Origin of the sequence: Kitasatospora sp. NPDC088351, assembly GCF_040685575.1 — a bacterium.
GTDB lineage: Bacteria > Actinomycetota > Actinomycetes > Streptomycetales > Streptomycetaceae > Kitasatospora.
In genome coordinates this window covers 24,638-36,906 of sequence record NZ_JBFBIL010000069.1, presented here as the reverse complement: position 1 = coordinate 36,906, position 12,269 = coordinate 24,638, and the positions used below count along the sequence as shown (strand labels likewise).

The window sequence follows — 12,269 nt, the reverse complement described above, 5'->3', positions numbered from 1 at the left end:
GCCTGTCCCGGTTTTCAACCCCCGCCGCCGGCTCTTGCCCCCGCCGCGGTCGGGGCCTCCGGGCGCGGGGTGTCACCCGGGGGCCGGCCGGCCCTTTCTCCTCGGTCCTCGCTGCTGCCGGTCAGGGCAGGTCAGCGCCCGTGGATCTCCACCTTCGGGTAGGGGATGCCCCAGGAGCGCCAGATCCCGGCGTAGATCTTCACGCCGCCGCGGCCCCGGTTGGCCTTCTTGGCGATGTCCTTGGCCCAGTACTTGGCCAGGTAGCTGAGCGCCCACAGGGCCCAGCCGACGATCCGCGCGGCGATGTGCGGGACCTTCTGCAGCACCTTGCCGACGAACTTCGCGAACCCGCCCGCCGCGTACAGCACGGCCGCCAGGGTGTTCGCCTCGCTCCGGCTGAAGGTCGCGGTGTACTTCTTGTACCAGGCCAGCCCGGTGAGGTCGTCCATGGTGATCGGATCGACCGGGTAGCCGTAGTGGTTGGGCGAGCCCTCCTGGAGCGGGTCGAGCTGCAGGAAGCGGCCGGTGCCGGAGTCGTAGACCCGGGCGCCCATCAGGGTCAGGCCGCTGAGGCTGTCGCCGCCCCGCAGCGCCCCGCCGAGCCAGCCGTACTCGGTGCTCGCCGCGGCGTCCACCGGGTTGCCGTACTCGTCGTAGTGGTAGACGGCGAGGTCCTCGGTGCCGTCCGGGGAGAGCTGGACGGAGACGTCACCGTGCAGGTTGGTCAGCAGCAGGACGACGCCGCCGTCGGGGCCGGTGGCCGCCGTCAGCTGGCCGGTGAGGTCCTGGACGTTGCGGGTGAGCTTGCCCGCGGCCGTCCTGGACCAGGTGGGGCTGTCGGTGCCGGCGCCGTAGTGGTTGGTGGACTGCTCGGTGACGGCCCAGGTGCCGTCGGCGCCCTTGGCCTCGGTGGTGACCGAGGCGAGCCGGCCGGCCGCGTCCAGGTCCCAGGTCTTGCGCTGGTCGCCGAGGGTCTCGCCGCGCAGCAGGTCGTTGACGTGGTAGCTCAGCGCGGTGCCCTTGGGCAGGGTGGTGGTGCGGCCGAGCGCGTCGTAGGCGTAGCCGGGGCCGGTGAGCCGGTCGGCGGTGTCGTAGCCGGAGTTGACGGTGGTGGTGACCGTGTCGTTGGTGGCCGGGTCACAGTCGTCCGAGACGGTGGTCAGGCCGGTCCGGTTGCTGTTCTTGTCGAAGGTGTAGGCGCGGCTGGAGCAGGCCAGGCCGGTGGTGTCGGCGGCCTTGGTGAGCCGGCCGGTCGAGTCGTAGGTGTAGTCGCTGGTGGTGCTGTTGCCGTCGCTCTGGGTCCGGCCGGCCTGCTGGCCGTGGACGGTGTAGTCGGCGGTGTCGGCCAGCAGGACGGTGCCCGACTGGTTGGTGTAGGTCTTGCCGGTCTTGATGCCCCGGCTGTCGTAGCTGGTGGTCAGGGTGTTGCCGCCGGGCAGCGTCTGGGTGGTCAGCCGGCCCTCGACGTCGTAGCCGGCGGTGAAGGTGCCCGCGACCGAGTCGGTGAGCGAGGTGGGCAGACCGCGCGGGTCCTTGGCGGTGTCGTAGCCGTAGGTGGTGGTGGACGGCACGGAGTCCGACCGCTTCACCACCCGGTCCAGCAGGTCGTACTCGGTGGTGGTGACGTTGCCCGCACCGTCGTCGTACGAGACCTCGCGGCCCAGCCGGTCGTAGCCCTGGGCGATGGTGGTCGTGCCGTTGGTGACCGTGGCGGGCTGGCCGTTGGCCGGGTCGTAGCTCACGGTGAGGTCGGCCACCGGGGCGCCGGTGCCGCCGGTGACGGAGACCTTCGCCGGGCGCCCGGCGGCGTCGTAGCCGCGGGTGGTGGTGCGGGTGACGCCGTTGGCGGCCTCGGTGAGGACGGTCGGGTTGCCCCAGCGGTCGTACTGCTGGGTCTTGGTCGGCAGCTGGAGCGGGTTGGCGCCGCCGCCGGCGATCTGCGCGGCCGGGCCGGTGGAGCAGACCAGGTCGGCCCACTCGGGGCGCCCGGCGCAGGCGCCGGTGCCGGTGGCGCTCCAGTACGTGGTCACCGTGGTGGCCGCGTCGGAGCCGTTGGAGTTGGGGCGGCTCTGGGTCACGACCCGGCCGGCCGCGTCGTAGCCGGTGGTGGTGGTGATCTTCAGATCGGCCGGGTCCTGGACGGTCCGCACGGGCAGGCCCTTGGCCCAGTCGTAGCCGGTCGCGGTGGTGCGGGCGTCGGCGTCGGCGGGGTAGCCGTCGACCCGGGCGCCGAAGGTCACCGTGGTGGAGCGGTCGCTGACGGCGGCGTCCGCCGGGCGGCCCTCGTCGTAGGCGGTGACGGTGTGGGCACGGGCCGGGACCTCGGCGCCGGCCGCGAGGGCCGGGCTGGTGCCGGAGGCGGCCAGGCCGTGCTCCAGGGTGACCAGTTGCAGCGGGTCGAGCTGGTCGACCAGGCGCTTGCCGTCGGCCGAGTACGCCGACAGCGAGGAGAGCACCTGGGCGCGGTCGGCCGTGGAGCGGCCGGCGATGCCCAGCTCCCGCAGGGTGGCGAGGTCCTTGCCGGTGGTGGCGAGGGTCAGGATGCGGTTCTCCGCGGAGAGGGTGCGCACCGTGCTGCCGAAGGCGTTGTACTCGGTGGTGGTGATGCCGCCGCCGGGGGTGGCGGTGTTGACCTCGCGCCCGGAGGCGTTGGTGTAGGTCAGCGAGGCGCGGGTGTACGCGTTGGTGCCGAGCGCCTTGCCGTCGTGGCTCGCCGGAACGGCGTCCGGCGGCAGCACGGCGGTGGCGTCGGTCGGGGCGTCGCTCTGGCCCCAGGCCGCGACGTCGGACGGGCCCAGCGGGTACGGCGCGTTGGCACCGCTCAGCGGGACGTCGTAGACGACGGAGGTGGTGGCGGTGCCGCTGGTGACGTCCTTGCTGCCCTGCTTGAGGGCGGGCCGGGAGGCCGCGAGCAGCATGCCGTCGCCGGCCGTGGCGGCGTTGCCGGCCTTGCCGTACTCCAGCGTCCACGGCAGCTCGCCGGGCCCGGTCGTGGTGGTGACCCGGCCGGCCGCGTCGTAGCCGTACGCGGTCTTCAGCGCCGGGCTGATCCGCGGGTCCCAGACCTCGCGCAGCCGGCCCGCGTCGTCGTACGCGTACTGGGTGACCACGACGGGGGTCGCCGCGGCGGCGCCCGGGTCGGTGGACCAGAGCCGGATCTGCTTCACCTGGCCGGTGACGTCGCCGAGCGCGGCGGAGGTGGCGGTGGTGGCGGTGGCGTAGACGTACTCCAGCACCCGGCAGCCGGCCGTGGTGGGCACGGCGGCGCAGGTGGCGGAGGCGGCCGCCGAGGTCGGCGCGACCACGTACTTCGGGCGGGCCAGGGTCTTGCCGCCGGTGACGACCTTCTCCGAGACCACGCTGGTGGTGGAGTTCTCGCTGGGCAGCGAGGAGCCGGTGGCCTGCCAGGTGGTGGCGGCCGGGTCGACCTTGGCGAAGGTGACGGTGGTGCCGGCGGTGTCCTTCAGGGTGAAGGAGCCGGTCAGCGCGCCGGTGAGGGTGAGGTCCTCGGCGCCGGGCTCGGGCTTCCAGCCGCCGGCGCCGGTGGCGGTGAAGCCGGTCTCGGCGCCGTCGGCGGAGACCACCGCGAGCGAGGTCGGCGACGTCTGACGGACGTACCGGTAGGCGACGTCGGTGATGTCGGCGGTGGTGCCGGAGCTCCACTGCGGGCCGAAGATCGCGGCCTGGCCCTCCTGTGCCGAGCCGTTGGCGGGGCGGCGGGAGGAGTAGGAGCGCTCGGCGGAGAGGCCGAAGCCCGCGGCGTCGGTGGCGGCGAGGGCGAGGTCACCGGTGAGGGTGTTGACCTTGCCCGGGCCGACGGTCGTCTCGGGCGCCGTGCCCGCGTTGCGGTCCACCGTGACGGTGTTGGGCTCGGTGGCGTCGGTGGCCGTGCCGTCGGTGAACACCGCGCGGACGTCCACCGGACCGTTCTCGGCCAGGGTGTCGGTGATGTTCCAGGTCAGCGCGGCCGGCTTGCCCGCGGGGGCGGCGAACGGCCAGCCGGTGACGGCCTTGCCGTCGGTGGTGGTGACGTTGGCGGCCGGCACGTCCTTCCAGGCGTCCGTCTCACCGCGCCGGTACTGGTAGCGCACGCCGGTGTAGGTGCTGTTGCCCTCCGCCTGGAGGGAGGTGCGGCGGGCCGGGCGCTCGCCGGCGCCGGGGGCGACCAGGGCCGAGCCCTTGCCCGCGTAGAAGGTGTACGTCTTGTCGGCGGAGACGTTGCCCGCCGCGTCCCGGGTGTGCGCGGTGACGGTGTGCGCGCCCGCCTTGAAGCCGAGCGTGGCCTTCACCGGGGCGCCGGTGGTGGCGACGGTGACCCAGGCGCCGCCGTCCAGCCGGTACTGGATGTCCTTCACGTCGCTGGTCGGCGGGGTGAAGGTGAAGGAGCCGCTGTAGCCGCCGTTCGCGTCCGGGGTGCCCGCCCACTGGCCGGCCGGGAAGTCCCCGGAGGACACGGTGGTCGTGCCCGGCGCGGTGGTGTCCACGGTGAACGAGCGGAAGCCGGACCAGGCGCTGTTGGCGGTGCCGTCCCAGGAGCGCGAGCGCCACTTGTAACCACCGGGCGCCAGCGCGGTGGTGGGCGACCAGGTGAAGGTCGAGCCGGAGGCCGCGTACGGGGTGTTGCCGGCCTGGAGGGCCGCGGTGCCGTTGGCGGCCCAGACCTCGAAGTCCAGCTTGATGTTGCCGCCGTCGGGGTCGGTCGCCTTGGCGGACAGCGTCGGCTTGGCGTCGCCGGTGAGCGCGCCGTCGGCCGGGCTGAGCAGGGTGGAGACGGCCGGCGGGGTGTTGTAGGTGACCGACAGGTACGGCGTGTTGGAGGACGCGTTGCCGGAGTTGAACTTCTTCCAGCCGTACGGGTCGCTCTCGTCGGTGGCCCGGATGCCCAGGGTGTTGCTGGCGTTGCCGTTGCCGGCCCAGGCCTGGACGAGGGCGGTGATGTCCTGGTTCACCCAGCCGTCGTTGCAGGAGCTGGAGTAGCCCTTGGTGGCCGTGGAGGTGGCCCACTTGCGGTTCCAGCCGGGCTGCGCCGTCCAGCGGGTGCTGGTGCTCGCGCTGCCGGTGTCCCAGACCTCCCAGCCCTTGGCGGTGCAGGACCAGGAGTGGAAGTTCCACAGGTTGAGCTTGCCGCTGGTGATCTGCTTGCCGCTGATCTTCGCCATCGGGAACTGCAGGAACGAACGGGCCTTCTGGCCGGAGCCGTTGTTGCCCAGCTTCAGCTCGGTCTGGGAGGAGACGTCGGTGCCGTACCCCTCCTGGACGAAGGTGTCGAAGCCGACGCCGATGTTGACCGCCGGGTCGATGGTGACGGGGTACTTGGTGTTCGGGTCGTTCAGGAAGGCCGCGTCGGGAGTGAGCGTCAGGTCGACGTCGTCGCCCTGCTGGGTCACCTTCAGGGTGACCGGCGCGGTGCGGGTGTGGTCGCCGCTGCGCTCGTCGACCTGGGCGTCCCACATCACCGGCGCGGGCAGCTGGCCGGCCTCCTGACCGGTCTTCGGGTCGAGGAAGGAGACCGAGTTGTCGGCGTTGTGCCGGGCCTGGAGGCCGGCCGCGTTCAGGGTGAGCGTGACGCTGCCGTTGGCGGCGACCGCCGAGCGGTCCTTGAGCTCCAGGAACTGCTCGAAGCCGGTCCGGGTGGACTCGATGACCAGGTCGGTGGCGGTGAGCGCGTTCTCGTACCGGGCCTTGGCGCCGTCCACGGTGGGCGCGGGCAGGGTGCCGCGCCAGGACAGCGACATCGCGGTGCCGGCGCCGTTGTCCAGCGAGAGCAGCGGAGTCGCCGGGGCCTGCTGGTCGCCAGCCGGGGCGCCGGCCGCCTTGAACCCGGACACGGCGGCGGGCGGGGTGGCGCCGGCCAGGGCGAGGTTCAGCGGGTGGCCCTTGGCCTTGACGCTGCCGTCCGCCTGCCGGGCGAGGTTCACGTCGATCGGCTGGAGCTTTCCGGACTTGTCCTTGTAGCGGACCGGCCCGGTGGCCATGTCGAGCGTGGTGGTGCCGTCCGGGTTGATCCAGGTGGTGGTGGACTCGGTGCGCTCGTCCGTCACCTCGATCCGGCGGTTCTCCAGCCGGGCCTTGAGGTGGGCGGTGGCGAGGTCCGGTGCCTCGGCCGGGCCGAGCGCCTGGGCCTGCCGGGGGGTCGGGGCCTGCGGGGTGACGGCGACGGCCTGGCCGGTCGCCATGATGACGGCGGCGGACTCGGCGGCCAGGACGACGGCGAGCGCGACGGCGGTCTTGCGCAGGACGCCGTTGTGGCGGCGCCGGGCGGTCGGGGGCGGTGCGGCGTCTCCGGCTCCTGGGCGGGGGAGTGCGCCGTGGGGGTGTGGCATCGGGCTCCTTGAGGTTCTTGACGGCTTCGACGGGCTTGTTTCCGACGGGCTCGACGGCTCGGCTCCGGCGGTCGGCTCCGACGGCTGGTGGAGCATGCCGACGGAGCTGCGCACGGCTCACATGATGTGGCCATGCCAGTCATGAGGGGGTAAAGCGATCGATATGAATCGGCCAAAATGGCGGGGGACCGGGATGGGGGGAAACCCGCCCGGAAGATCAGAAAGCGCGCACGGTCGCGGAGTTACCCCAGCGGCAGTGCGAAGCGACCGGACGGCCCGGCCGCCAGGGCCCGGTCGAGCAGGGCCTTCGCCCGCAGCTCGGCCACGGCCTCGTCCGGCGCCCGGACGTACAGCACCAGACCGACGCCCTCCGGGACGGCGCGGGCACGCACGTGTTCCAGGCCGTCGCCCGGGCCCGCGGACCCCCACAGGGCGGCCTGGACGTCGGCGGCCCCGGCCTCGCCCGGCGGGGTGGCGGAGACGTCCAGGAGGGTCAGGTGGACGGCGAACACCGGGAGGTCAGTCCCACCCGATGGTGCCGCCGTCGACGGGGGCGCTGTCCCAGCCGACCGGTCCGGCCGGCGGGGTGTCCCAGCCGATGCCGCCGTCGTCGGCGCCGCCGGCGGCGGTCACGGTGACGGTGGCGGGCGCGGCGGGGGAGGGCTGGGCGACGAAGGCGGGTGCGGCGGCCGCGGCGAGGGCGAGGGCGAGAACGGTGACGGCGAGCGGGCGGACGGTCTTGGGCACGACGGTTCCTGTTCTGTGCAGGGGAGGTGCGGGGCTGTTCGGGCTCAGGGCTGTTCGGGCCCGGGACCCGGCCGGGTTCAGGGCTCGGCCGGGCTCTGGGACGAACGGAGGCGAACGGGGCTGAACGGAGGTGAGGGTGGGTCACGAGGATGGCTGCGCGCAGGGTGAATCCTCCCGGCGTCCGCCCGGCGGCGGGAGGGGCAACCGTGGGCAGCATCAGGACAGGCAGCTTGCTGCAACCCCCGCCGGGCGCACCCCGCCGGGCGGCCACGCGGGGCCGCCCGGGCGCTTGACCGGATCATGTCTTGTGGCGGCGCCGCGGCGGCGGAAAGATCGAACCGGTGGGCCGACCGGACATACGTTCGACTGATCAGGGGTCGCTGAAGTGCTGGAGCTGCTGGGGCTGGACGCGACCGCCGAGGCCGTCTACCGGGAGATGCTGACCGACCCCGAGGGTGGCGTCGCCGAACTCTGCGAGCGGCTCCGACTCCCCGAGGCCGCCGTCCGCGAGGCCCTGGACCGGCTCGCCGACCTCACCCTGCTGCGGGCCTCCCGTGACCGCCCCGGCGCGTTCTGGCCGGTCAGCCCGGAGCGCGGCCTGGAGCTGCTGCTGCGCCGGCAGGAGGAGGAACTCGCGCGCCGCCAGCAGGAGCTGGCCGTCTCCAAGGCGGCCGTCGCGCGGGCCGTCGCCGAGTACGCCATGCTGCGCACCAGCACCCTGGTGGACGGTGGCGAGCGGCTGGTGGGCCTGGACGCGATCCAGGCCAAGCTGGAGGTGCTGACGGCCCGGCTGGCCGGCGAGTGCCTGGCGGTGATGCCCGGCGGCGCGCAGTCCGCGGCCAGCCTGGCCGCCTCCCGGCCGCTGGACGAGGACGCCCTGCGGCGCGGGATGAGTCTGCGGACCATCTATCAGGACAGCGTCCGCAACGACCCGGAGACCTTCGCCTACGCCCGCTGGATGACCGGCCTCGGCGGCAAGGTGCGCACCGCACCCGTGCTGCCGCCCCGGATGCTGGTGTTCGACCGGCGCGCGGCCGTGGTGCCGATCGACCCGGAGAACACCCGGCTCGGCGCGCTGTGCACGGAGGAGCCGGGCATCGTCGCCTCGCTGGTCGCCCTCTTCGAGCAGACCTGGGAGACCGCCGTCCCGCTCGGCGACGACCAGCCCGAGGACGTCGGCACGGGCCTGAGCGCCGGCGAGCGCGAGCTGCTGCGGCTGCTCTCCACCGGGCTCACCGACGACGCGGCGGCCAAGCGGCTCGGCGTCTCGGTGCGGACGGTGCGCCGGCAGATGGCCGCGCTGATGGAGCGGCTGGACGCGGCGAGCCGGTTCGAGGCGGGTCTGAAGGCGGCTCAGCGGGGCTGGCTGTAGGGCTTCGTGCGGGCCGGAGACCTGGGCGGCGGTACCGAAAGTTCACCACCGGGGTCTTGTCGCGTCATTTTCTACGCGCGTATCTTGAGCGCTGCGGGGGGCGGCCGTCCGGCTCCCGCGGCTGTCTTCTACGCGGGTAGCGCGCTGTCCGCGCCTGCCTGACCCACCCTCACGGCCCGGCGGTCCCACCTGCGCCGGGCGAACGTGCCACCCCCGTCCGCCGTGTCCCGCCCGTGCCGCACGGCTGAGCAAGGAGTCCTGCCCCGGTGACCACGCCCCCCGCTCCCCGCCCCCGCTCCCGCCGGGCCCTGCTGCGCGCCACCCTCCTCCCGGCCGGGCTGGCCGTCTCGCTGGTGCTCGTCCCGCTGCCGGCCGCCGTGGCCGCGCCCTCCGCCGACGCGGTGATCTCCGAGGTGTACGGCGGTGGCGGCAACTCCGGTGCCACCCTGAAGAACGACTTCGTCGAGCTGGCCAACAAGGGCGGTGCGGCCTTCGGCCTGGACGGCTGGAGCGTCCAGTACATATCCGGGACCCCGGGCCCGGCCTCCCAGTGGGGCGTCACCCCGCTGACCGGCTCGATCGCCCCCGGCGGCCGCTACCTGGTCGGCGAGGCGGCCGGCGCCGGCGGCACCGTCGACCTGCCGACCCCGGACGCGGCCGGCTCGCTGGCGCTGTCCGGCACCAGCGGCACCGTCGCCCTCGTCCGCGGCACCGACCCGCTGACCTGCAAGACCGCCGCCGACTGCGCCGCCGACCCGCGCGTGCGCGACCTGGCCGGCTTCGGCACCGCCGTGATCCACGAGGGCTCGGCCGCCGCCGCCGGGGCCTCCAACACCGCCTCGGTGGCCCGCCGGGCCGACCTCGCCGACACCGACGACAACGCGGCCGACTTCACCGCCGGCGCCCCGACGCCGACCAACAGCAAGGGAGAGGCCGCCGAGGGCTCCACCCCGACCGGCCCGACCGAGCCGGGCAGCGTCCGGATCCATGACATCCAGGGCAGCACCCGCCTCTCGACCCGCACCGGTGCGACCATCGCGGGCGTGCCCGGCATCGTCACCGGCGTCCGCGGCTACGGCTCCAAGGGCTTCTGGATCCAGGACCCGAACCCGGACGCCGACCCGGCCACCAGCGAGGGCATCTTCGTCTACACCGGCAGCGCCACCCCGACCGTCAAGGTCGGCGACTCGGTGCTGGTCACCGGCAAGGTGACGGAGTACTACCCGAACTTCAACAGCGGCTCGCAGTCGCTCACCCAGCTCACCAACCCGGCCGTCACCGTGGTCTCCTCCGGCAACCCGCTGCCGGCGCCGGTCGTCGTGGACACCCGCAACATCCCCGGCACCTACACCCCGCAGGCCCCGGCGGGCGGCACCATCGAGTCGCTCCCGCTCCAGCCGGAGAAGTACACCCTGGACTTCTTCGAGTCCCTGGAGGGCATGCTCGTCCAGGTCAAGGACGTCCGGGTGATCCAGGCGACGGACAAGTACAACGAGCTCTGGGTCGCCGCCGACAAGCAGGACCAGAAGAGCGCGCGCGGCGGCGTGCTGTACGAGTCGTACGCCGAGCCCAACGTCGGCCGCCTGATGGTGCAGCAGCAGGCGCCGGTCTCCCAGCAGCCGTTCCCGGTCGCCAACGTCGGCGACGTGCTGACCGGCACCACCACCGGCCCGCTGGACTACAACGCCTTCGGCGGCTACACCCTCGTCGCGGGCACCCTCGGCGCGCTCCAGGACAACCACCTCCAGCGCGAGGTGACGGCCCCGACCGCCGACCGCGAACTCTCCATCGCCACCTACAACGTGGAGAACCTCGCCCCCGGCAACCCGGACGCCAAGTTCGCCGAGCTGGCCCAGGGCGTCGTCACCAACCTGCGCTCGCCCGACATCGTCGCCCTGGAGGAGATCCAGGACAACAACGGCGCCACCAACGACGGCACGGTGGACGCGAGCGAGACCGTCGCCAAGTTCATCGCCGCGATCAAGGCGGCCGGCGGCCCGGCCTACGAGTGGCGCTCGGTGGACCCGGAGAACAACAAGGACGGTGGCGAGCCCGGCGGCAACATCCGCCAGGTCTTCCTGTTCAACCCGCAGCGGGTCTCCTTCACCGACATCCCCGGCGGCTCCGCGACCTCCGCCGTGGACGTGGCCGGCAAGGGCTCCGCCGCCTCGCTGACCGCCTCGCCCGGCCGGATCTCGCCCACCGACGAGGCCTGGGCCAACAGCCGCAAGCCGCTGGTCGGCCAGTTCGACTTCCGCGGCAAGAAGGTCTTCGTCATCGCCAACCACTTCAACAGCAAGGGCGGCGACCAGGGCATCGACAGCCGCTTCCAGGCCCCGGTCCGCAGCTCCGAGGTGCAGCGGATCAAGCAGGCCACCGTCGAGCAGGCCTTCGTCGCCAAGCTGCTGGCCGCGGACAGGAACGCGAAGATCGTCTCGCTGGGCGACTTCAACGACTACCAGTTCTCGCCCGCGCTGGCCGCGCTCACCAAGGACCGGGTGCTGCGCGACCTGGTGAACGAGCTGCCGGAGAAGGAGCAGTACTCCTACGTCTACCAGGGCAACTCGCAGGTGCTGGACCACATCCTGGTCAGCCCCGAGGTCGGGTACGCCAAGTACGACGTGGTGCACATCAACAGCGAGTTCGCCCAGCAGGCGAGCGACCACGACCCGCAGGTGGTCCGCATCAGGCCGTAGTGTGCGAGACGGAGGGGGCGCGACCGGGGTTCGGTCGCGCCCCCTCGGGCGCTTTCCGGGTCGGCTGTCCGGGCCGGCCGGCCGCCCGGGCCGGCGTCAGCGCAGGGCGGCGAGCACCGCGTCCGCCATCACCTTCTCGCCGGTCGCGTTCGGGTGGAACGGTACGGCGGGGGAGCCCGGCAGCGCGCCCTCGATCCAGCGGTCGGCGGAGCAGACGTCGTGGCCGGCGGTCGGGGCCGCGGTGTCCACGTAGGTGGCGCCGCCCGCGGCGGCGGTCGACCGGAGCATGGTGTTCAGCCGGCCGAGCACGCCGTGCAGGTACTCGACGTCCCCCGGGGTGATGGGCTGGCGCAGTACGCAGGCCGCCCCGTCGGCGGGCAGCACGGACGGGTAACCGACCACCAGCACACGGGCGTTCGGCGCCTTGGCGTGGATCCGCCGCAGTGCGTCGGCGATCTTCGGCCCGGCGGCGGCGATCCGGTCGGCGAGGTCGTCGTTGCCGTACTGCCAGGACCAGCTGCTCCAGTCCCGGTAGCCGTGGTTGTAGACGTCCCGGCAGGGCGTGCCCAGCGGGTTGACCACCGCGCCGGCGACGCAGGTGGCGATCACGTCGCCGACCCCGAGGTCACTGGTGCCGAGGTCGTTGCCGCCGATGCCGAGGGTCACCAGGTCGGTGTCGGCGGTGACGGCGTCCAGTTGCGGGTCGTTGACCCGGAGGAAGGCGTCGTACTGGGGCTGCGTCATCGCCTTCACCTTGGCCGCGGCGCAGGTGACATCGGTGTACGCGCCCGCCTTGAGGGCGGCGGCCACCAGGTGGCCGTAGTTGCGGTCGGAGCGCAGGCAGAGGCCGGCCGACTGACCGGGCACACCGGCGCCGGCGGCGTACGAGTCGCCCAGCGCGACGTAGTGCCGGGGGGCGGGGGTGGCGGCCTGCGCGCTGGTGGAGGTCAGGGCGAGCGCGGCGCCCAGGGCGACGGCGCCGAGCAGGGCGGACTTCTCGGCCGAACGGGATTTCCGGGCAGGGCGGAGCACGGTTCCTCCTGGGGGGAGAGAAACGGGTGGGGGCGTGCGAGCCGGGCCACAGCTACTGCTACTGGCAGGTAAGTTACTGCCGGGTTTCGCCTCCGTCCA

Annotated in this window: 6 protein-coding genes; 2 read left to right on the top strand and 4 right to left on the bottom strand. The window is 73.4% G+C overall.

Annotation, left to right across the window (positions count from 1 at the left end):
• Positions 1–131 precede the first annotated feature (131 nt).
• From AB0P06_RS32150 to AB0P06_RS32140, 3 genes are all read right to left on the bottom strand, one after another.
• Positions 132–6,323 (bottom strand): DNRLRE domain-containing protein, encoded by a 6,192-nt coding sequence (locus AB0P06_RS32150; protein WP_363613627.1) that lies wholly within the window; start codon positions 6,321–6,323, stop codon positions 132–134.
• A gap of 242 nt (positions 6,324–6,565) precedes the next feature.
• Positions 6,566–6,835 (bottom strand): hypothetical protein, encoded by a 270-nt coding sequence (locus AB0P06_RS32145; RefSeq protein WP_363613625.1) that lies wholly within the window; start codon positions 6,833–6,835, stop codon positions 6,566–6,568.
• Between the two features lie 7 nt (positions 6,836–6,842).
• Complete coding sequence (locus tag AB0P06_RS32140) at positions 6,843–7,070, bottom strand: hypothetical protein (protein ID WP_363613623.1); 228 nt, start codon at positions 7,068–7,070, stop codon at positions 6,843–6,845.
• Between the two features lie 385 nt (positions 7,071–7,455).
• Between AB0P06_RS32140 and AB0P06_RS32135 the strand changes: the two genes are divergently transcribed.
• Together AB0P06_RS32135 and AB0P06_RS32130 are read left to right on the top strand one after the other, a co-directional pair.
• Positions 7,456–8,442: a LuxR C-terminal-related transcriptional regulator gene (locus tag AB0P06_RS32135; RefSeq protein ID WP_363613621.1), complete on the top strand. Its 987-nt coding sequence runs from the start codon at positions 7,456–7,458 to the stop codon at positions 8,440–8,442.
• 266 nt (positions 8,443–8,708) lie between these two features.
• Positions 8,709–11,138, top strand: a complete 2,430-nt coding sequence (locus AB0P06_RS32130) for a lamin tail domain-containing protein (RefSeq protein ID WP_363613619.1) — start codon at positions 8,709–8,711, stop codon at positions 11,136–11,138.
• Between the two features lie 96 nt (positions 11,139–11,234).
• Here the strand turns inward: AB0P06_RS32130 and AB0P06_RS32125 are convergent, their stop codons facing one another.
• Positions 11,235–12,170: an SGNH/GDSL hydrolase family protein gene (locus tag AB0P06_RS32125; protein ID WP_363613617.1), complete on the bottom strand. Its 936-nt coding sequence runs from the start codon at positions 12,168–12,170 to the stop codon at positions 11,235–11,237.
• Positions 12,171–12,269 lie beyond the last annotated feature (99 nt).

Excerpts from the sequence above, each read along its gene's own strand:
- AB0P06_RS32150 (WP_363613627.1), bottom strand. The coding sequence starts at position 6,323 with ATGCCACACCCCCACGGCGCACTCCCCCGCCCAGGAGCCGGAGACGCC.